The sequence below is a fragment of the Pseudoroseomonas cervicalis genome, from assembly GCF_030818485.1.
GTDB classification, from domain to species: domain Bacteria; phylum Pseudomonadota; class Alphaproteobacteria; order Acetobacterales; family Acetobacteraceae; genus Pseudoroseomonas; species Pseudoroseomonas cervicalis_A.
The window spans coordinates 276,041-296,724 of record NZ_JAUTAJ010000004.1 but is presented as its reverse complement, the minus strand read 5'-3'; the positions used below and the strand labels follow the sequence as shown (position 1 = coordinate 296,724).

Genomic DNA, 20,684 nt, shown 5'->3' with positions numbered 1-20,684 from the left:
AGGGTGGCAGTGGATGTTCACCAGGCCGGGCATGACCATCATGCCCTTGCCGTCGATCACCTCATCGGCCGGGCCGTCATAGCCGCGGCCGACGAAGGTGATCTGGCCGTCCCGGTAGGCCACCTCCGCATCCGTGAGATAGATATGCTGCTGCTCGGACGCGTCCCAGGCGATCACCAGGTCGGCGTTGCGGATGACGGTGGTGGCCATGTCCCCTGCCCTTTTCCTTCTTCTCGTCAGCGCGTCAGGCGCAGGTCGAGGCCCTTGTAGAGGCCCGCCCCGTAGATGCCATGGGCGCGCGCGCCCTCCACCCGCTGCGCCGAGGCGACGTAGAGATTCTCGCGGGCGATCGGGAACCAGACATTGTTGCGCGCCACGATGCGCTGCACCTCGGCGATGGCGCGCGCACGCTCCTCGGCCGAGAGCGCGGTCTTGGCCGTGTTCAGCAGGCGGTTGGTCTCTTCGTCATTCCAGTTCATGCGGTTCGGCGTCGGCCGGTTGGCGCCGTCGAAATACAGCGCGAAGCCGTCGGTGGCCGAGATGTAGGGATAGGACATGACGAAGCTGTCGAATTCCTGCGTCGCCAGCTTGCCCCAGGCCACCGTCGCGTCCCAGAGCTGGATGCGCAGATCGATGCCGACGCGGCGCAGATCGGCCTGCATCGCCTCGGTCATGCGGCGCCATTCGGCGCTCTGGATGCCATAGACGTTGAAGCTGGCGCGCTGGCCATCCTTCTCGCGGATGCCATCGGCGCCCGGGCGCCAGCCGGCCTCGTCCAGCAGCTTGCGCGCCGCCTCGACGTTGAATTCCGGCACCAGCCGCGCCGCCTCGGCGTCATAGCCCAGCGTGTTCGGGTTGACATAGCCATTGGCCGGCTCGGCGGCGCCGAAGAACACGGCGCGCACCAGCGCCTCGCGGTTGACCGCCATGTTGACCGCTTGGCGGATCGCCGGGTCGTTCACCACGGGCTTGTCGACCTTGAAGCCCAGGAAGTAGTCCCAGAAATAGTTCGGCTGGGTGGAGACGCGCACCGTCGGCACGCGCTGCAGCTGCGCCACCGCGAAGGGCGGCACATACTGGGTGATGTCGCCCTGCCCGGTCTGCAGCGCGGCCAGGCGGGTATTCGCCTCGGGGATGATGCGCCAGATCACGCGGCCGATCTGCGGGCTGCGGTTCTGGTACATCGGCGGGCCCCAGCTGTAGTTGGGGTGGCGCGTCAGCACGAGATCCTGGCGCGGCGTCCAGGACTGCCAGCAATAGGGGCCGGTGCCGTTGAAGCCCTGCACGCCGAAATTGGCGCCGAGCCGCTCGACGCTCTCCTTGTCGACGATGGAGGCGAAGAACAGCGTCAGCTGGTAGAGCAGCTCGCCATAGGGCTCGGTCAGCTCATACTCGACGGTGTAGTCGTCGACCGCGCGGATCTCCTTCACCGGGCCGGCGCGCCAGCGCACCGGGCTGCGCGTCTCCGGCGCGATCCAGCGGTTGATCGAGTAGACGACATCCGCCGCCGTCATGCGCTTGCCGTCGCAGAAGGTGACGTCGCGGCGCAGGCGGAAAGTGTAGAGCTTGCCGTCCTCGCTGACCGACCAGCTCTCGGCCAGGCCCGGGCGCACCGTCTTCTGGTCGAAATCCAGCGAGACCAGCGTGTCGGACATCATGTAGATGACCTCGCCGGCGCTGCGCGCGGTGGAGCGCGCCGGGTCGTAGCGGTCGGCGTCGTATTCGCGCAGCACCACCAGCGTGTCGCGCGGCGCCGCCTGCGCGAAGGCGCTGTGCGCCGGGATGGTCGCGGCCAGCGAAAGCAGCGCGGCCCCCAGGGTCTTCTTCATCCACTCGTCTCCCATGGACCCGTTCGCCGGGCCCGGTTCGGTCATGCGGCGCCGGCGCGAAGGGCCGGCGCGAAATCATCCAGGAGCGGCTCAGACCCGCAGCCGCGGATCCAGCGCGTCGCGCAGCGCGTCGCCCAGCACGTTGAAGGCCAGCACCACCACGAAGATCAGCACGCAGGGGATGACGGCGATATGCGGGGCGAAGAACAGGAAGTTGCGGCCCTCGGAGGCCATGGCGCCAAGCTCTGCCACCGGCGGCTGCGCGCCGAGGCCGAGGAAGGACAGCGCCGAGCCCAGCAGGATCACCTGGCCGAAGCGCAGCGTCGCGAAGACGAAGATCGGCGACAGGCAGTTGGGCGCCAGATGCCGCAGGATCAGCCGCGCATCGCCCATGCCGGTGGCGCGCGCCGCCTCGATATAGTCCTGCCGCATCACCACCAGCGCGGCGCCGCGCACGATGCGCGCCATCAGCGGCACCGTCGCGACCGAGAGCGCCAGCACCACCGCCAGCACGCCGGGGCCGAAGATGGCGGCGATGGCCAGGCCGAACAGGATGGCGGGGAAGGAGAGCAGCACATCCATCAGCCGCATCAGCAGCCCGTCGACGCGGCTGTAATAGGCGGCGCAGAAGCCGATCAGCGCGCCGGTCAGCCCGCCCAGCAGCACCGAGGCGAGGCCCATCAGCATGGTGACGCGCAGCCCGTAGAGCAGGCGCGTGATCATGTCGCGCCCCTGGCTGTCGGCGCCGAGCGGCAGGCCCTCGGTCCCCGGCACCGCCATGGCGGCGGCCAGGTTGTTGTCATAGGGGTCGGTCGGCGCCAGCAGCGGCGCGAAGACCGCCGCGGCGATCAGCAGCACCACCAGGGCGAAGGCGATGGCGGCCACCGGCTCGCGCAGCAGGCGCTTCAGCAGGCCCGGGCGGCGCGGCGGCGGCACGGTGGCGGAAGGCGTGCCGGGGGCGGCCACGGATTGCGTCGCGGCCATGCTCAATGCCCCCGCATGCGCGGATCGAGCGCCACATAGAGCACATCGACCACCAGATTGACGATGATGAAGCCGAGCGAGAGCACGATGATGGTGCCCTGCGCCATCGGGAAGTCGGAGGAGAGGATGGCGCCCACTGCCAGCCGGCCCACGCCGGGCCAGGAGAAGACGGTCTCGGTGACGACCGCGCCACCCAGAAGAAAACCGATCTGCAGGCCGATCAGGGTGACGACCGGGATCATCGCGTTGCGCAGCGCGTGGTGCAGCACCACGGCGCGCTCGGCCAGGCCCTTGGCGCGGGCGGTGCGGACATGCTCCGCCCCCAGCACCTCGAGCACGGCGGTGCGCGTCATGCGCGCGACGGGCGCGATGAAGGTGCCGCCCAGGGTCAGCGCCGGCAGGGCGATGGCCTGCCAGCCCTCGACCGTCCAGAGCGGGCCGCCACGGCCGGTGAAGGGCAGCAGCTGCCACTGGAAGCCGACATACCAGATCAGCATCAGGCCGAGGAAGAACACCGGCACCGAGCCGCCGGCCACCGAGAAGGCGGTGACCGCGCGGTCCAGCACCGAGCCGCGCCAATAGGCGGCGATGGTGCCGAGGCCGATGCCGATCGGGATCGACCAGAAGAGCGAGGCGAACATCAGCTCCAGCGTCGGGCCGATGGTGCCGGCCAGCTCGGCGGTGACCGAGACGTTGTTGATGATGGAGACGCCGAAATCGCCCTGCAGCAGCCGCCAGAGATAGAGGCCGAACTGGATGTAGAGCGGCTGGTCGAGACCCAGCTCGCGGCGGATCTCCTCCACCAGCTCGGCGGTCGCGGTCGGGCCCGCGCGCACCGTGGCGGCGTCGTTCGGCACCACCTGCATCAGCAGGAAGCCGATCAGCAGCACGCCGAACATGACGGGGATGGTGGTCAGCAGGCGCTGGAAGACATGACGCAACATGGGATCAGTCCGCGGCTCCGGCGAGCGAGGCGGCCTCGCCATGCCGGTCGAAAATGGCCTGGCCGCCGCGCAGGGTGAGATCGGCCCGGGTGGTCAGGATCTCCTCCGGCGCGCAGGTGAAGATGTCGCGCGAGAGGATGGCGATGTCGGCCTGCATGCCCGGCTCCAGCGTGCCGCGCTCGGTCTCGGCAAACTGGCTGTAGGCGCCGCACCAGCTGTAGCAATGCACCGCCTCTTCCGGCGTCAGCGCCTCCTCGGGCCCCAGCACCGTGCCGCGATTGGTCCTGCGGGTGACCATGGCATAAAGGTTGATGAAGGGGTCCACGGTGCAGACCGGGCTGTCCGAGGAGGCCGCCGGGTGATGGCCCTCCTGCAGCCAGGTCTTCATCGGATAGGCCACTTCCGTGCGCGCCAGGCCGAGATTCTTCACATAGAGATCGCCGAACTCATACATGAAGACCGGCTGCGGCACCGGCAGCACGCCATGGCGCAGCATGCGGCGGCGCTGGTCGGCGTTGAGGAAGCCGCAATGCTCGATGCGGTGGCGGCGGCCCGCGATCGGCTGCGCCTCGCTGGAGGCGGCCTCCATGCCGGCCAGCACCTGCTCGATCGCCGCATCGCCGATGGCGTGGATGTCGAGCTGCCAGCCCTGCTCATGGTAGCGCTTCAGCAGCGCGTGCATCGTCTCCTCGGGGAAGCAGAAGATGCCCGTGCCGCCGCCGGCGCTGTCCAGATAGGGGTCGAAGAAGGCGGCGGTCAGCCCGCCGGCGGAGCCGTCGCCGAACACCTTCACCGCGCCCCAGGCCAGCAGATCGTCGGCCGTCTCGCCGGCGCAGACATTCGGGCGCAGGCCCTCCGCCCAGGCGGCGGCGGCGATGCCCTCCGGATTGCCGGCCAGCACCTGCCACATGCGCTGCAGCAGGCGCCCCTCGGCCGCGGCGCGGCGATAGGCGGCGATCTCGGCCATGCCGGCGGTCATGCCGACATTCATGTCGCTGGCGGTGGCGAAGCCCAGCGCCGCCAGGTTGCGCCCGGCGGCCTCGATGGCGTCGACCATCTGCGCCTCGGAGGGCGGCGGGATGATGTCGCGGATCAGCCGCATCGCCCGTTCCTGGAACAGGCCGGTCAGCTTGCCGCCCTTGCGCTCGATGGCGCCGCCCTCGGGGTCGGGGGTGTTGTGGCTGACCCCGGCGAGCTTCATCGCGGCGGTGTTGGCCACCGCCACATGGCCGCAGGTGCGGGTGATGATGACCGGATGGTCGGGGGCGGCGCGGTCCAGCTCCTCGGCCAGCGGGTGGCGGCCGATATCCAGCTCGCCATGGTCGTAGCCGCGGCCGAGGATCCACTCGCCCTTCGGCGTGGTGGCGGCGGCGGCGGCGATGCGCCTCAGCACCTCGTCCAGGCTGCGCACCTCCTCGGCGCGCAGATTCACCTGCGACAGGCCGAGGCCATAGGGCAGCAGATGCATATGCGCTTCGTTGAAGGCCGGGATGGCAACGCGCTCGCCCAGCGCGATGCGCCGGGTGGCGGGGCCGGCCTGCGCCGCGACCTCGTCGCGCGAGCCCACGGCCAGCACGCGGCCATCCTTGATGGCAACGGCCTCGGCGAAGCCGTTCTGCAGGCCGCGGAAGATGCGGCCCTCGATCAGCAGCTCGGCGCTCATTGGCGCCAGTCCAGCCGGGAATTCTCGATCAGCCGCAGCGCCGGGGCCCAGGCCCATTCGCTATGCGCCAGCGAGCGCTCCGGATCGCCATTGAACTGCGCGGCGGTCTTGCGGCGCACCTCCTCGGGCGGCAGCACCAGCTCGGCGCCGCCGGACATCGCGGCCACCTGCGCCTGGCAGGCGCGCTCCAGATAGTAGATCAGGTTGAAGGCCTCGGGGATGCTGCGCCCGGCCACCAGCAGGCCGTGATTGCGCAGGATCATCGCGCGGTGCTGGCCGAGATCGGCGACCAGCCGCTCGCGCTCATCGAGGTCGAGGGCGACGCCCTCATAGCCGTGATAGGCGAGATGGCCGTAGAATTTCAGCGCGTGCTGGCTGATCGGCAGCAGCCCGTCCTTCTGCGCGGAGACGGCGATGCCGGCGGCGGTGTGGGTGTGCACCACGCACATCGCGTCATCCCGCGCCATGTGCAGCGCGGAATGGATGGTGAAGCCCGCGGCGTTCACCGGCTTGGAATCCGTGCCCTCCTCGACGACATTGCCGTCGAGATCGATCTTCACCAGGTCGGAGGCGCGCATCTCATCGAACAGCACGCCATACTTGTTGATGAGGAAATGGTGCTCCGGCCCCGGCAGCCGCGCGCTGATATGGGTGTAGATGAAGTCGGTCATGCGGAAATGCGCGACCAGGCGATAGAGCGCGGCAAGGTCGCAGCGGATGCGCCACTCTTCCTCGGAACAGGCCAGCCGCGCGGGCGAGGTGGCGACATTCATGAACCCAACTCCCTCAGGTTGGGAGAATGTCATCAGCCGTGCGGAAGCCCGTCAACCGGTCGTGAGGGGGTTTGCAGTGCAGCACAAACAGGTTTGCCTGCGCTCCAGGCAAATCCATGCCTTTTGCGCCCAGGGCACGGGCATACGCTGCATTGCAGCGTGATCACGCTATGCGCGATGCGATACCATGATGGGATAGACCGGGAAAAACGAAAGCGCAACGGCTCCGTTACGGTTTCCGTGGACCGGTCGCAGCGCGGCCAGGCTTCAGCCCGGCGCGCCCTGCGATACCGTTTCCGCATCCTCCACCACCGGCAGCGCGGCGTCCGCCCCCCAGCCCAGCGACACCGTCTCGCCCTCCGCCGGCAAGGCGCCGCCGCCCTGCCGCACCACCTGCAGCGGCCCGAGCGGCGAGTGCAGCCGCAGCGCGGCGCTGCCGCCGAGATAGGTCGCCGCCTCGATCCGCGCGGCCAGGATGTTGTCGGCCGCCTCGCCCGGCGCCAGCAGGCGGATGCGCTCCGGCCGCAGCGACAGCAGCACCGGCCCGGCGAAGGGCGCCCGCGCCACGCGCAGCAGCGTCTCGCCGCAGGCCACCTCGCCCGGCGCCGTCACCACGCCGCGCAGGAAATTCGTGCGGCCGAGGAAGCCGGCGACGAAGCGGGTGCGCGGCGCGTCATACAGCTCGGCCGGGCTGCCCTGCTGCACCAGCACGCCCTGGTTCAGGATGGCGATGCGATCCGACAGGCCCAGCGCCTCCTCCTGGTCATGCGTGACATTGACGAAGCTGCGGCCGATGCGCCGCTGCAGCGCGCGCAGCTCCGCCTGCAGCTCGCCGCGCAGCTGGCGGTCGAGGGCGGAGAGCGGCTCGTCCAGCAGCAGCAGCGCCGGGTCGAAGACCAGGGCACGGGCCAGCGCCACGCGCTGCTGCTGCCCGCCCGACAGCTCGGCCGGGCGGCGATCGGCGAAGCGCGAGAGCTGCACGAGGTCGAGCGCGCCGCGCACCTTCTCCGCCTGCGCGGCGCGGCCGAGGCCGCGGGCGCGCAGGGGGAAGGCGACATTCTCCGCCACGGTCATGTGCGGGAACAGCGCATAGCCCTGGAAGACCATGCCGAAATCGCGCTGCTCCGGCGGCAGCGCCGTGATGTCGCGCCCGCCCAGCAGCACGCGGCCGGCATCGGGGGCGACGAAGCCGGCAATCGCCATCAGCAGCGTTGTCTTGCCCGAGCCGGAAGGGCCGAGCAGCGTCAGGAAACTGCCCTCCGGCACCTCCAGCGAGACGTCGCGCAGCACCTCCTGGCCGCCATAGCGCTTGCCCAGGCCGCGCAGGGAGAGATCCAGCCCCGGCACCGGCTCAGTCCCGGTAATCCGGCTGCTCGCGGTCCATCTTGCGCTTCAGCGCCTGCCAGGGCAGCCAGCCCTTCACCGGGGAATCCGTCGACTGCTCGCGCACGCGCTGCACCATCTCGAGCGGCGGCATGGCGAGAGGCGCGCCGGTCGATTGCGCCGCCACCTGGATGCGGCAGGACTGCTCCAGATAGTACATCCAGTAGAAGGCCTCGCCCACGGTGCGGCCGATGGTCAGCAGCCCGTGATTGCGCAGGATCAGGCAGGGCCTGGCGCCGAGGTCCCGCACGATGCGCTCGCGCTCGCCGAGATTGTCGTCGGCCGCGATGCCCTCGTAGTCGTGGATGGCGACGCGGTCATGCAGCTCCATGCTCATCTGGTTCAGCGGCAGCAGCCCGCCCTGCTGCGCCGCGACCGTCATGCCCGCCAAAGTGTGGGTGTGCATGACGCAGCGCGCGCGATCGACGGCGCGGTGCACGGCGGAATGGATGACGAAGCCCGCCGGGTTCACCGGCCAGCTCGTCTCCTGCAGCGGCGCGCCCTCGGCATCGACGGCAACCAGGGAGGAGGCGGTGATCTCCTCGAACAGCAGGCCATAGGGATTGACCAGGAAGCGGTGCCCCTCGCCCGGGATGCGCACCGAGAGATGGGTGTAGACCAGATCCGTCATGCCGAAATGCGCCAGCAGCCGGTAGGCGCAGGCGAGATCCTCGCGCAGCTCCTGCTCGGTCGGCTCGCGGTTCGGGTCGGGGCGGATCGGCGGCGGGGGCAGTGGCATCAATAGCCTCGGTCGGGGTCGAAGAGATTGGGCAAGGGCAGCCCCGCCTCATGGGCGGCAATGGCGCCGGCGACATAACGCGCGCGTTCCGCCCGGCTGGGCAGGGAGGCGATATGCGGCGTGACGATCACCTTCGGATGTGTCCAGAGCGGGCTGTCGGCGGGCAGCGGCTCCTCCGGGAAGACATCCAGCACGGCCCCCGAGATCTGGCCGGATTCCAGCGCCGAGAGCAGGTCGGCCACACGCAGATGCGCGCCGCGCCCGGCATTGACCACCGCGGCGCCGCGCGGCAGCTGGGCCAGCAGAGCCGCATCGATCAGCCCGGTGGTCTCGGGGGTCGAGGGCAGCAGGCAGACCAGGATGTCGGTGCTGGCCAGGAAGGCCGGCAGCTCGGCGGGGCCGGCGAAGCTCACCACCCCCGGCAGCGTCTTGCGCGAGCGCGCCCAGCCCTGCACCGGAAAGCCCAGCCCCTGCAGCATCTTTGCCGCCTGGCTGCCGAGATTGCCCAGGCCCATGATGCCGACACGGCGCTCCCGCGCCGTGTGCGGCACCTCCTTCTGCGCCCATTCGCGGCGCTCCTGGCCAAGCGCGAAATGCCGCGTGTCGCGCAGCAGCGACAGGCAGGACCAGGCGATGAACTCGCCCATGCGCTGCGCGGTCGCGTCGCCGCCCATGCGCACCAGCGGCAGATGGCGCGGCCAGGCCGGGTCGGCGGTGATGTGGTCCACCCCGGCGCCGGACGAGAAAACGATCTTCAGATTGGGCAGGCTGGTCAGCCAGCCGGGCTTCGGCTCCCACACCACCACATATTCGACCTCCTCCGGCCGCACCGATGCGTCTTCCCACCAATGGGCGGAAAGCCGCGGATCGACCGCCGCGAAGCCGTCACGCCATTCCGGCACGGCCTGCGGCCCGCCGGACTTCACCAGGATCTTCACCACCTTGCCGCCTGTCCCTCAGCTGAAGCGGCGGGAGCCTGCCCGGCGCGGTCACCCCCGTCCAGGGGGCGGGCCGGCCCGATCCGCCGCCGCAACACCGCGACAGCCCGCTGATCGCCACCGGATTGGCCGGGCTGCGCAAGGCTTGGGCAGGCGGGCGCGCCGGACACCGCCTGCCCCACCCGTCAGGCGGCCGGCGTGGTCACATGCACGGCCGGGCGGCTTCCCTCATTCCAGCGCCCTTCGATGGCGCGCTCGATCTGTGCGGCGAGCTGCAGCAGCAGCCCGTCATTCGCCTGGCGCGCCTGGAAATGGATGCCGAGCGGCAAGCCGTTGTCCTGCCGGCCGAGCGGCAGCGACAGGCCGGGGATGCCGCAGAGATTGGTCAGCGGCGTGTAGGCGAAATTGCGCCACAGATTCTCGAACCAGTCCCAGACATCCGGGTTGTCGCTGGTGGTCAGGTATTCCGTGGTGCCGATCAGCGGCGTCGGCAGCGCGGTGATCGGCGTCAGGATGATGTCCCATGCCTCGAAGAATTCGCCGAAGCCGCGCGCGGTCGCGTTGAACGCCGCCTGCATGCGGTAGCGCTCGGCATAGGAGATGTCGCGCCCCGCCTCCCAGAGCCGGATATTGATCGGCTCCACCTTGTCCTCCGGCGGCCGCTCCAGGCCGAGGGGGGCCAGCATGGTGTTGATGGTCTGGGTGAAGTTGCTGACATAGCACAGCGTCTGCGCGGCGAAGGCGGCGCGGAAATCGACCTTGGGCAGCGCCCATTCGACATGATGGCCGAGGCCTTCCAGGAAGCGCCCGATGCGCGCCAGCTCCTCGACCCGCTGCGGCGTGGCGCGGTAATCGCCCCATTCATGCGACAGGGCGATGCGCAGCCGGCCCGGGTCGCGCTGGACCAGCGTCGTATAGGGCTCGGGCGCGGTCCAGTAGGGCATGAACTCGCCCGGCGCGCCACCACGGCAGGAATCGACGAACAGCGCCATGTCGCGCACGCTGCGCGTCAGGCAGCCCTGGGTGGAGACCAGGCCGGTGAGGTCGGAGGCGCCGGGCGCGATGGAGAACACGCCGCGCGAGGCCTTCAGCCCGATGATGCCGTTGACGCCGGCGGGGATGCGGATCGAGCCGCCGCCATCCGTCGCATGCGAGATCGGCAGCGCGCCGGCGGCCACCATCGCCGCGCTGCCGGCCGAGGAGCCGCAGGTGGTGTAGCGTGTGTCCCAGGGGTTGCGGGTGACATAGACGGCCGGGTTCTCGGCCGAGCTGCAGACGCCGAATTCCGGCGTGGTGCTGCGGCCGATGATGTTGAGCCCCGCCTTGCGCAGCCGCCGCGTCAGGTAGCTGTCCGCCGTGGCGCGGTTGCCGCGCATCAGCAGCGAGCCCATCTCCTGCAGCCTTCCCTTCAGGGTGGGCCCCAGATCCTTCATCAGATAAGGCACGCCGGCGAAGGGCCCTTGCGGGTCCATGCCATCGGCCAGCGGGTCGGCCACCACATCCTCGAACAGCTCGACCACGGCCGACAGCGCCGGATCGGTGCGGGCGATGCCGGCGGCGGCCTGGGCCGCCAGCTCGGCCGGGCTGATCTCGCCGCGCCGCACGCGCTCCGCCAGCGCCGTGGCGTCCTGCGCCGCCCATTCCTCCCACCCCATGGCCAGTGTCATCGCGCGCATCCCGCTCCGTTGCGGGCAGGAGGCTAGAGGGGCGCGCCGCCCGGTCAAGCCACCGCCCGGGCCCGCGCCTCGCACGCCCTTGATCGCGCCAGGCGCGGCGTCACCGGTTTGTGTCGGGCGCGGGGCGTGACGCGGCCCGGCGCGCGGCGCGAAGGAAGGGCGAAGGATTTCGAGGAGAACCGATCATGCTCATCTGGCGCGGCTGGGGCATCCTGGTGCTGCCCATCGTGCTGCTCGGCGGCATCGCCGCGATCGCGGTGCAGGATCTGGTGCTGCCGCGCTCGACCACGGCCACCCTGGCCTGCATGGCCGGCGGGCTGCTGCTGTCGGCCTGGCTGGTCTGGTGGTCGGGCCGCAAACTGAACGGCGCGCCGGGGCGCGAGCTGATCGACGCGCAGACCGGCGAGCGCATCCGGCTGCGGCCGCGGCACGACCTCTTCTTCATCCGCATGGAATACTGGGCGGTGCCGCTGCTGCTGGCGGCGCTGGCCATCGTCGTGCTGGGCGCCTACGCCGCCATCAGCCCGCCCGCCCCGGTCTGAACCACGCGCCGCCGCCGCCCCGGGCGGCCGGGCGGCGGCGCGGCCCGGTGGTTGCGGCGATGCAGCGACGGGCGTCGCCGCTTCACCGCTTGCTCACTTTCCTCGGCAAGACTGGCGCGGTCCGGGACGCCTCGTCCCCTGCCGCAGGTCGACCGCATGCGCCCCACCGCCCGCCCCGCCTGGCCCGCCGCCCTCCTGTCCCTCCTGCCCGCCGCGCCACGGGCCCTCCTGCCCGCCCTGTCCGTGCTGGCGGCGCTGGCCCTGCCGCAGGCGGCGGCGGCCGAACGGCCGGCGCAGGGCGCGGCTGTGGCGCCCGTCTCGCCGCAGGACCGCGCCGCGCGGCAGCGCGTGCAGGCCCTGCTGCAGGACGCGCTGGCGCATTACCGCACCGTCGGCCGGGAGCGGGCGATGGCCGATTTCACCCGGGCGGAGGGCCGCTTCGGCGACCGGCAGAACTACATCGCCTGCGCCACCATGGACCTGCAGATCCTGGCCTTCGGCGCCAACCCGGCCACGGTCGGCCGCCAGGCCAGCGCGCTGCGCGACGCGCATGGCTTCGCCTTCGCGCTGGAGATGCGCCGGCTGGTGCTGGAGCGGGACGAGGGCTGGGTCAGCTATGTCTGGCTGAACCCGGAAAGCGGCCGCTTCGAGGAGAAGGTCAGCTACGTGCTGCGCTTCGCCCCCGACCTGTTCTGCCTGGCCGGCTATTACGGGGGCGGGGAATGAGCCCGCCCACGCCGCCCGCCTCCGCCACCCGGCCGGGGGAAGCGCCGTGACCTGGTGGAACCGCCGCGTCCGGCCCTTCCGCCGCTTCTCCACCCAGGTCGCCCTGGCCGCCGGGCTGATCGCCATCATCGGCATCGGGCTGCAGGCCATGCTCGGCTACATGCATGTGAAGATGGCCGTGCAGGCCTCGCAGCAGCGCGATCTGGCGAATGAGGCCACGGGCATCGCCCGCCGCCTCAGCGCCGAGCTGGCCGAGCTGGCCATGCTGTTCTCCAGCGTGGCGCGCGAGCCGCTGGTGGAGAGCGGCATGCAGGACGCCGCCGCCGCCGGCCCCTATCTGCAGCTCAGCACCCGCAGCCTGGCCCAGGCGCACCATATCGGCCCGGCCTTCGGCCTGTACGGGCAGGATGGCACGCGGCTGGCGGCCAGCCGCGACGAGCCCGAGCCGCTGCCCCCCCACCTGGCGCTGGAGGGGCTGCTGGAGCAGGGCCAGACCGCGCGGCGCCTGCCCGGCAGCGACGTGCTCTGGCTGGTGACGCCGGTCACCGGCCTGGTCAGCGGCCGGGTGGAGGGCGCCGTGGTCGCCGCCATCCTGCCCGAGCCGCTGCTGGGTGGCGGGCTGCTGGCGCCGCGCAGCGTCTCCATCACCCTGCTGGCCGGCGGCCAGCGGCTGGCGCAGCTGGGCGAGGCCGGGCTGCCCAGGATCTGGCAGGAGCACATCCTGCGGGTGGCCGAGGAAGGGCCGTTCCGTGGCCTCGACCTGGCGGTGCAGGTGGTCAGCGATGCCGGCGGCGGCGAGGCGGTGCTGCGCGAGCAGCGCGACACCACGCTGTGGCTGCTGGCGCTGACCCTGGCGCCGGTGATCCTGCTCTGCGGCTGGATGGCGCGGCGCGTCACCCGGCCCATCGCGCAGATCAGCCAGGCGGTGCGCAGCGTCGCCGCCGGCGAGGGCGAGGCGGCGCTGCCCGCCATCGCCCTGCCCGCGGTGCGGCATGGCGAGATCGGCGACCTGGTGCGCGACCTCGACCGCATGCTGGGCCGGCTCGCCGCACTCGGCCGCGGGCTGGAGCAGCAGGTGGCCGAGCGCACCCGCTCGCTCGAGGCCGCGCAGCAGGCGCTAGGGGCGGAGGCGGAGCAGCGCCGTATCATCATCGACCATTCGCCCTATGCGATTCTCGGCCTCGACCGCGAGGGCCGGGTGCAATCCTGCAACCGCATGGCGCAGGAGCTGCTCGGCCTGGCCGAGGCCGAGCTGCGCGGCCGCCCGATGGGCGAGCTGCTGGCCGATCCGGCCTGGATCACCCGCCAGCTGGAGGCGCCCGCCACCGCGGAGGATGGCGCGGCGCTGCCGGCGCGGGTGGAGGAGCTGCCGGTGCGCCGCGCCGACGGCACGCTGGTGGCCGTCGAATGCAGCCTGACCCCGGTGCATGAGCGCGGCCAGATCGCTCTGCTCTGCAGCATGGTCGACATCACCCAGCGCAAGGAGGCGGAGCGCACCAAGGACGAATTCATCTCCACCGTCAGCCATGAGCTGCGCACGCCGCTGACCTCGATCCGCGGCGCGCTGAGCCTGGTCTCCGCCGGCAAGCTCGGCACCATCCCGGATGCGGCGGCGCGGCTGGTCGGCATCGCGCTCAGCAACAGCGAGCGGCTGGTGCTGCTGGTCAACGACATCCTCGACCTGCAGAAGATCGAGAGCGGGCGCATCCAGTTCGACTGGACGGAGCTGAACCTCACCACCATCCTGCAGCGCTCGCTGGAGGCGAATGAGGGCTATGCGGCGAGCTTCGGCATCCAGCTGAAGCTGGATGGCGACCTGGTGCCGGCGCCGATCCATGGCGACGCCAACCGGCTGATGCAGATCCTCTGCAACCTGATGTCGAACGCCATCAAATTCTCTCCCGTCGGGCAGAGCGTCGAGCTGCACCTGTCGCTGCTGGAGGAGGAGGGCCTCGCCCGCATCGCGGTGGCCGATCGCGGCCCCGGCATCCCGGCCGAGTTCCGCAGCCGCATCTTCTCCCGCTTCGCCCAGGCCGATGGCTCGGACCGGCGCGCCAAGGGCGGCACCGGCCTCGGCCTCGCCATCACCAAGGCGCTGGTCGAGCACCATGCCGGCAGCATCGGCTTCGCGGCGCGCGAGGGCGGCGGCACCGTCTTCACCATCACCCTGCCGCTGCTGCGGCCGCGCGTGCCGCAGCCGGTGCCGGTGCTGCGCCAGGGCGAGATGCCGCGCGCCCTGCATGTCGATGACGACCGCGATCTCTGCCACGTCGTGGCCTCGCTGCTGGCGCCGCAGGTGGTGCTGCGCTCGGCGCATGGCATGGAGGAGGCGCAGCGCCTGCTGGCCGAGGAGCATTTCGACATCCTGATCATTGATGTGAACCTGCCCGACGGCAACGGCCTGGCCCTGTCCGGCCGCGCCGGGGCCGGGCCGCGCCCCTATGCCATCGTCTTCACCCGCGACGACCGGCCGGCACAGGTCCCGGTCGCCGATGAGTGGATCGTCAAGGACCGCAACGGGGCCGAGCTGCTGCTGCAGGCGGTGAAGCAGCGCATCCGCCGCATGCGCGAGGCGCGCAGCGACGCCGCCTGAGGCGCGGCACAGGCAGGGCGGTCGCCGGCGCGGCGGGCCCGCCGCGTCAGAGGCCGAGCAGCGCCGCCCGCAGCCCGGTGCCGAGCAGCGCGTCCGACAGCGCGGCGAAGGGGTAGAGGGCGATCGCCCAGGGCCCCGCCCCGGCCATGGCCAGCAGCCCCGGATAGATGGCGAAGCGGTAATAGACCAGCGCGCCCGCCACCGGCGCCACCAGCAGCCCCAGCCGGCCCAGCAGATGCGTCAGCAGCATCGGCGCCAGATGCTCGGCCAGCGCATGCGCGGCGCGCTCGGGGGTGAGGTCGAGCCGCCGCTCCAGCTCGGCCAGCGCGGCGCGCAGCAGGGCGCCGGCCAGCCCGTCCTGCGGCAGCAGGGCGCGGGCGCGGCGATGCTCGGCGCGGATCAGCCGGAACAGCACCAGCCGCGCCTGGGCCAGCGGCGAGAGCCGCGTCACCAGCCACAGCCGCAGCATGGGCATGGCGGCGCGCAGCCCTGCCACGACGCCATAGACGGTCCAGAGCAGGGCGCTGCACACCACGAGGCCGGTCATCACCCGCTCCAGCTCCGGCGCGCCGAGCCAGACCGCCAGCGCGTGCAGGCCGAGCAGCGCCGCCAGCACCAGGAAGGAGGGCCAGACCGCGCCCACCACCTGCTCCACCACCACCCCGTCCAGCAGGGCGCGGGCCAGCGGGCCGGACAGGCCCTTGCCGCTCTCGAAGGCCTCGCGGATCGGCGCGCCCCAGCGATCGGCCGCCCAGTCGCCCAGCTGCCGCCCGGCCATCTCCGCCCCGCGCCCCAGCGGCCCTTCCGCCATGCCCACCTGCCTCCCTCGACCGCGCTGCGGAGTTTGTTAGCTTCTGCCCCCGATGCAAGCCGGACCCCGCATGGACCCGACCGCCGCCCCGCCCGCCGACACCTCTACGGATGAGCATTCCGACTGGCTGCTGGATCTGGCCGGGCTGTTCCTGGCGGTGAGGCCGGCCGCGCGCGCGCCCCTGGAGGCGGCGTTGCGCCGGCTGCCGGCCGCGGGGCCGCCGCCGCCGCCGCTGGGCTGCCCGGCCCCGCTGCTGGCCGAGGCGGTGGCGCAGGCCGCCCGCCAGCACGCCCCCGCCTTGTATGGCGAGGCGCAGGCCGACCTCGCCGCCGCCGCCCTGGCCGAGGCCGGCGCCGCCCCGCCCGCCGCCGCCACCCTGCCGGCGCTGGAGGCGCTGCTGCTGGAACGGGCCGGATCGCTCGCCGAGCCTTCGCCCCTGGCCGGGCTGGCCCTGGCCCTCGCCCGGCTGCGCGCGCCGCTGCTGGCGCGCGCCGCGCGGATGCGCCTGCCGCTGCGCGCCCCCATATGGACGGCGAAGACGCGAAAGGACACGCCCCTGGTGCAGGACCTGTTCACCACCATCGGACAGTTCGTCGGCAACGCCCCGCTGCTCGCCGATTTCCAGAAGCGGGCGGAGGAGGAGAGGCAGCGCATGGGCAAGGTGAACATCCTGCTGGCCGGCAAGACCGGGGTGGGCAAGAGCACGCTGGTGAACGCCGTGTTCGGCCACAATGTGGCGCTGACCGGCATGGGCCGCCCCGTCACCCAGGACATCGCCTGGTATGAGCCCCCGGCCCTGCCGGTGCGCCTCTGCGACACCAAGGGGCTGGAGATGGAGGCCTACCACGCGACGCTGGCCGCGCTGGAGGCGGAGATCGAGCGCGCCAACGCCACCGGCCAGTTCGACCAGCGCATCCACATCCTGTGGCTGTGCATCAGCGAGCCGGGCACCCGGGTCGAGGAGGGCGAGCGCCAGGTGGCCAGGCTCTGCGCCCGGCACGGCATCCCGACGGTGGCGATCCTGACCAAGGCGATCGGCCCGCGCGCCTTCCAGGACACGGTGCGCGCCGAGATCCCGGAGGCGCGGCAGATCGTGCGCGTGCTGGCCGAGCCCTGGGATGACCGCCCGCCCTTCGGCCTGGACGAGCTGATCCGCGTCACCGAGGCGCTGCTGCCCGAGGCGCGCCAGGCCGCCTTCATCGCCGCCCAGCAGGTGGATGTGGAGCGCAAGCGCCGGCGCGCCCTGAAGCTCGCCGCCGGCGCCGCCGCCTCGGCCGCGGCGGCGGCTGCCGTGCCGGTGCCGGTGGCCGATGCCGCCGGCATCTTCGCGGTGAATGTCGGCATGGTGGCCGCCATCGCGGTGGCGATGGGCGTCACCATGGACCAGAAGAACATGCTGGCCATGGCGGCGAGCCTGGCGGGCGCGCTGGCCACCTCGGCCGGCGGGCGCATGGTGGCGGGGCAGGTGCTGAAGCTGATCCCGGGACTCGGCAGCCTGGCCGGCGGCGCCATCACCGCCGCCGTCGCCGGCAGCACCACCTATGGCCTCGGCTATGGCTTCACCGAATATCTCTGCCGCTTCCACGCCGCGCGCGGGCACATGCCCGAGGGCAGCGAGCTGCAGGAAGGCTTCCGCAAATTCTGGGAAAGCTGGGGCGAGAAGGAGAAGGCGCCGCCGGCCGGCGCCTGAGGCGCGCTACAGCCAGCGCCGGTCGGTGGTGAAGTCGATGTTCAGCCAGTGGCCGGGCGGCTCCGCCCCCAGCGCCGCGGCGATCTCGGCGCGGATCGCCTCGAATTCCCGCAGCGGCTTCGCCGCCAGCGCCGGGCCGGCCAGGAAGGTGATGTCGACGAAGCGCACCCGCCCGGTCTTGGCGACATGGGTGGTGTAGGCCTCGAAGCCATGCCGCGCGGCGATGCCGGCGGCCAGGGCCCGCACCTCGCCATCCAGCCCGGCCGGAGCCAGCTGCAGGATCTCCTTGCCGGCGCGCCAGGCGGCGCCGAGCGGCACCGGCAGCAGCATGAGGCCCAGCGCCGCCAGCACGGCGGGGTCCAGATAGGGCACCAGAGCCGCGTGCCGCGTGCCCTGCAGCGCGCCGGCCGCCAGGAAACCCGCCCCCAGCGCCAGGCTGAGCAGGCCGGAGACCAGCCAGCCCCGCGCATCCATCGCCAGCAGCTCGGAGCCGAGCCGGCGGGCGCGGCGGCGCATCACCAGGAACAGCGCCAGGGCGGCGGCGCCGGAGCCGGCGGCGTACCAGAGGCCGGGGCCGAAGGCGACGCTGCGCCCGGCGCCCAGCAGGTCGTTCACCGCGCCGAGCAGCGCATAGCCGCAGGACATGGCCAGCACGGTGGAGTTCAGCAGCACCAGCATCGGCTCCAGATGCCAGAAGCCGAACTGGAAGCGCCGCGTCTCGCCGCGGTCGAGCAGCACGGAGACGCCGAGCGCCAGCAGCGTCAGCGCCGCATCGGCCAGCGAATAGACGCCGTCGAACAGGATGGAGCTGGAATTGATCAGCAGGCCGCAGGCGATGCCGGCCAGCGCCAGCAGGATGGTCAGCAGGATCGAGACGATCAGGGTCCTGCGTTCCGCCCTTCCGTCATCCCGACTCGCCAACGCCGCCTCCCTCGCCCGCTTCGGCTCCGGCGAGGGCTGTAGCATGGCCGGGCGCGGCGGCGGAGGCCGCGCCCGGTCATCTCGGCGTCAGAAGATCAGCCCGTAGAACATGCGGATGGCGGTGACCGCCAGGAACACGGCGAAGGCGCGCTTCAGCGCCAGCGGCGGGATGGTGTGCGCCAGATGCACGCCCCAGGGCGTCGCCAGGATCGAGCTGGGCACGATCAGCGCGAAGCCGATCAGGTTCACATAGCCCAGCGAGAAGGGCGGCAGGTCCTGCGCGCCCCAGCCGCCATAGATGAAGCCCACCGTGGCCGGGATCGAGATGATCAGCCCGAAGACCGAGGAGGTGGCGACGGCCGAGCGGATCGGCGTGCCGAACATCGACAGGATCGGCACGCCCACCGTGCCGCCGCCAATGCCCATCATGGCCGAGACGGTGCCGATGAAGCCGCCAATGCCCCACAGGCCGGGGCCGCGCGGCGTGGTGTCGCGCAGTTTGAAGTCGACGCCGGTGAAGCCCATGTTGATCGCCACCAGCAGCGCGATGGTGGCGAACACCGCCGAGAGCGCATCGCCATGCAGCCAGATCGCCGCCACCGTGCCGATGGCGACGCCGATGATCATGGACGGCCAGATCGCCTTCAGCAGCCCGGTGTCGATGGCGCCCTTGGCGTGATGCTTGCGCGCCGAGACGATCGAGGTCGGGATGATGGTGGCGAGGCTGGTGCCCACCGCCAGCTTCATCTGCACCGTCTCCGGAATGCCGAGCAGCGGGAAGACGTTGAACAGCACCGGCACGATGACGATGCCGCCGCCAACGCCGAGCAGCCCGGCCAGGGTGCCGGAGAGGAGACCGGTCACGGCCATGACGAGGGCGAGGCCCGCGAGCCAGAGCGGGTCGGACATATGGAGCATTCTTGGACCTTGGCGGCAGGAAGGGGGCGTTGCACCCTGTGCTTACACCCCTGCCCCGGTTCCGTCAGCCCGTGCCCCTCATCACCGATCCCTGGTTCTACGCCCTGGCCGTGCCCGCGCTGCTGGTGACCGGTATCAGCAAGGGCGGCTTTGCCTCGGGCGGCGGCAATCTCTCGGTGCCGGCCATGGCGCTGCTGCTGCCGGCGCCGCAGGCCGCGGCCATCTCGCTGCCGGTGCTCTGCGCCATGGACATCGCCGGCCTGCGCGCCTGGTGGGGGCGCTGGAGCCTGCGGGAGATGCGGGCGATCATCCCGGGCGGGCTGCTCGGCATCGCGCTCGGCAGCCTGGCCTTCGGGCTGATGAGCGACCGCATGACCAAGCTGATGGTGGGGGTCATCGCGCTGGCCTTCCTGGCGCGCAATCTCTGGCTGGCGCGGCATGGCACGCCGCCGCCGCCCGCCGCGCCGAACCGGATCAAAGGCGGGTTCTGGTCCGCCATCTCCGGCTTCACCAGCACCATCGCCCATGCGGGCGGGCCACCGCTGGCGGTCTATCTCTACCCGCTGCGGCTGGAGCGGGCGCAGCTGGCGGCGACCACCGTCGTGTTCTTCGGGGTGGTCAATTACGTCAAGCTGGTGCCCTATGCGGCGCTCGGGCAGCTCAGCCCGGGCAATCTGCTCACCAGCCTAGTGCTGCTGCCGCTGGCGCCGATTGGCGTGCGGCTCGGCGTCTGGCTGCAGGGGCGTATCAGCGACAAGGTCTTCTACCGCGTGATCCATGTTCTTCTGGCGGCCACCGGCATCAAGCTGGTGGCGGATGGGCTCGGGCTGTGAGCGGCGCTCCCTTCCTGGGCGTGCCCTTCTTGGGCGTGTTGGGCGGCATGGGGCCGCTGGCCAGCGCCCAGTTCATGCTGCGGCTGACGCTGCTGACCCCGGCCGAGCGCGACCAGGACCACCTGCCCGCGCTGCTCTGGTCCGACCCGCGCATCCCCGACCGCACCGCCGCGCGGCTGGCGGGTGGCGAGGACCCGCTGCCCTGGCTGCTGCGCGGCATCGCCGGGCTCGAATCCGCCGGTTGCGGCGCCATCGCCATTCCCTGCAACACCGCCCATGGCTGGTACGAGGCGATGCAGGCGGCGACCCCCCTGCCCATCCTGCACATCGTCGACGCCGCGGCGGAGGAGCTGGCGCGGCAGGGCGTCGCCTCGGGACGCATCGGGCTGCTGGCGACGGCGGGCACGCTGGCCATGCGGCTCTACCAGCCGCGGCTGGAGGCGCGCGGCTACAGCGTCATCACCCCGGACGAGGCGGAGATGCGCGACCTCGTCTCCCCCGGCATCGCGCTGGTGAAGGCGAACCGGGTGGCCGAGGCCTATTCGCCGCTGGCTGAGGCGGCGGCGCGGCTGAAGGCGCGCGGCGCGGCGGCGGTGGTGCTGGGCTGCACGGAAATCCCGCTCGGCATCCAGGCGGGGCCCTCGGCGGAGATCGGTCTGCCGCTGGTGGATACGATCGATGCGCTGGCGCTGGCGGCGTTGAAATGGGCAGGGAAGTGATC

The 20,684-nt window shown here is 71.8% G+C and carries 18 protein-coding genes; 6 read left to right on the top strand and 12 right to left on the bottom strand.

From position 1 onward, the window contains the following. Positions 1-236: 236 nt before the first annotated feature. The 9 genes from QE401_RS05215 to QE401_RS05175 form a co-directional block, all read right to left on the bottom strand. A complete protein-coding gene (locus QE401_RS05215) occupies positions 237-1,829 on the bottom strand; it encodes an ABC transporter substrate-binding protein (protein WP_307137203.1) in 1,593 nt (530 codons plus the stop codon). A 90-nt stretch (positions 1,830-1,919) separates the two neighbouring features. Continuing rightward, on the bottom strand, positions 1,920-2,813 hold the full coding sequence (locus QE401_RS05210; RefSeq protein WP_307137202.1) for an ABC transporter permease: 894 nt from the start codon (positions 2,811-2,813) through the stop codon (positions 1,920-1,922). Between the two features lie 2 nt (positions 2,814-2,815). Then, entirely contained in the window at positions 2,816-3,757 is a 942-nt protein-coding gene (locus QE401_RS05205; protein ID WP_307137201.1) for an ABC transporter permease, read from the bottom strand. Between the two features lie 4 nt (positions 3,758-3,761). After that, positions 3,762-5,420 (bottom strand): amidohydrolase, encoded by a 1,659-nt coding sequence (locus QE401_RS05200; RefSeq protein WP_307137200.1) that lies wholly within the window; start codon positions 5,418-5,420, stop codon positions 3,762-3,764. Then, positions 5,417-6,193: a class II aldolase/adducin family protein gene (locus QE401_RS05195; RefSeq protein ID WP_307137199.1), complete on the bottom strand. Its 777-nt coding sequence runs from the start codon at positions 6,191-6,193 to the stop codon at positions 5,417-5,419. The genes QE401_RS05200 and QE401_RS05195 overlap by 4 nt, the downstream gene beginning before the upstream one ends. A 267-nt stretch (positions 6,194-6,460) precedes the next feature. Then, positions 6,461-7,540, bottom strand: a complete 1,080-nt coding sequence (locus tag QE401_RS05190) for an ABC transporter ATP-binding protein (protein WP_307137198.1) — start codon at positions 7,538-7,540, stop codon at positions 6,461-6,463. A 4-nt stretch (positions 7,541-7,544) separates the two neighbouring features. Further along, entirely contained in the window at positions 7,545-8,315 is a 771-nt protein-coding gene (locus QE401_RS05185) for a class II aldolase/adducin family protein (protein ID WP_307137197.1), read from the bottom strand. Further along, on the bottom strand, positions 8,315-9,256 hold the full coding sequence (locus QE401_RS05180) for a 2-hydroxyacid dehydrogenase (RefSeq protein ID WP_307137196.1): 942 nt from the start codon (positions 9,254-9,256) through the stop codon (positions 8,315-8,317). Before QE401_RS05180 ends, QE401_RS05185 begins: the two co-directional genes overlap by 1 nt. Before the next feature lie 182 nt (positions 9,257-9,438). Continuing rightward, positions 9,439-10,920 carry an amidase gene (locus QE401_RS05175; RefSeq protein WP_307137195.1) on the bottom strand — a complete coding sequence of 494 codons (1,482 nt, stop codon included), beginning with the start codon at positions 10,918-10,920 and terminating at the stop codon, positions 9,439-9,441. A 194-nt stretch (positions 10,921-11,114) separates the two neighbouring features. On the opposite strand from QE401_RS05175, the gene QE401_RS05170 reads away from it, so the two are divergent. The 3 genes from QE401_RS05170 (at position 11,115) to QE401_RS05160 (ending at position 14,790) form a co-directional block, all read left to right on the top strand. Next, positions 11,115-11,471 carry a hypothetical protein gene (locus tag QE401_RS05170; RefSeq protein WP_307137194.1) on the top strand — a complete coding sequence of 119 codons (357 nt, stop codon included), beginning with the start codon at positions 11,115-11,117 and terminating at the stop codon, positions 11,469-11,471. 156 nt (positions 11,472-11,627) lie between these two features. Beyond that, the gene (locus QE401_RS05165; RefSeq protein ID WP_307137193.1) at positions 11,628-12,197 is read left to right on the top strand and encodes a cache domain-containing protein; all 570 of its coding nucleotides are present in this window, start codon (positions 11,628-11,630) and stop codon (positions 12,195-12,197) included. A 46-nt stretch (positions 12,198-12,243) separates the two neighbouring features. Next, positions 12,244-14,790 carry an ATP-binding protein gene (locus QE401_RS05160; protein ID WP_307137192.1) on the top strand — a complete coding sequence of 849 codons (2,547 nt, stop codon included), beginning with the start codon at positions 12,244-12,246 and terminating at the stop codon, positions 14,788-14,790. A gap of 46 nt (positions 14,791-14,836) precedes the next feature. Here QE401_RS05160 and QE401_RS05155 read toward each other — a convergent pair whose 3' ends face one another. Beyond that, positions 14,837-15,601 (bottom strand): hypothetical protein, encoded by a 765-nt coding sequence (locus QE401_RS05155; protein ID WP_307137191.1) that lies wholly within the window; start codon positions 15,599-15,601, stop codon positions 14,837-14,839. Between the two features lie 70 nt (positions 15,602-15,671). Between QE401_RS05155 and QE401_RS05150 the strand changes: the two genes are divergently transcribed. After that, positions 15,672-17,291: a YcjF family protein gene (locus tag QE401_RS05150; protein ID WP_307137190.1), complete on the top strand. Its 1,620-nt coding sequence runs from the start codon at positions 15,672-15,674 to the stop codon at positions 17,289-17,291. A 6-nt stretch (positions 17,292-17,297) separates the two neighbouring features. Here the strand turns inward: QE401_RS05150 and QE401_RS05145 are convergent, their stop codons facing one another. Beyond that, positions 17,298-18,212 (bottom strand): cation diffusion facilitator family transporter, encoded by a 915-nt coding sequence (locus tag QE401_RS05145; protein ID WP_307137189.1) that lies wholly within the window; start codon positions 18,210-18,212, stop codon positions 17,298-17,300. Between the two features lie 87 nt (positions 18,213-18,299). Next, positions 18,300-19,121 carry a TSUP family transporter gene (locus QE401_RS05140; protein WP_475638072.1) on the bottom strand — a complete coding sequence of 274 codons (822 nt, stop codon included), beginning with the start codon at positions 19,119-19,121 and terminating at the stop codon, positions 18,300-18,302. 80 nt (positions 19,122-19,201) lie between these two features. Between QE401_RS05140 and QE401_RS05135 the strand changes: the two genes are divergently transcribed. Next, positions 19,202-19,963 (top strand): sulfite exporter TauE/SafE family protein, encoded by a 762-nt coding sequence (locus QE401_RS05135; protein WP_307137187.1) that lies wholly within the window; start codon positions 19,202-19,204, stop codon positions 19,961-19,963. Continuing rightward, positions 19,960-20,682, top strand: a complete 723-nt coding sequence (cuyB, locus tag QE401_RS05130) for a cysteate racemase (protein WP_307137186.1) — start codon at positions 19,960-19,962, stop codon at positions 20,680-20,682. The genes QE401_RS05135 and cuyB overlap by 4 nt, the downstream gene beginning before the upstream one ends. The last annotated feature ends 2 nt before the right edge of the window (positions 20,683-20,684 follow it).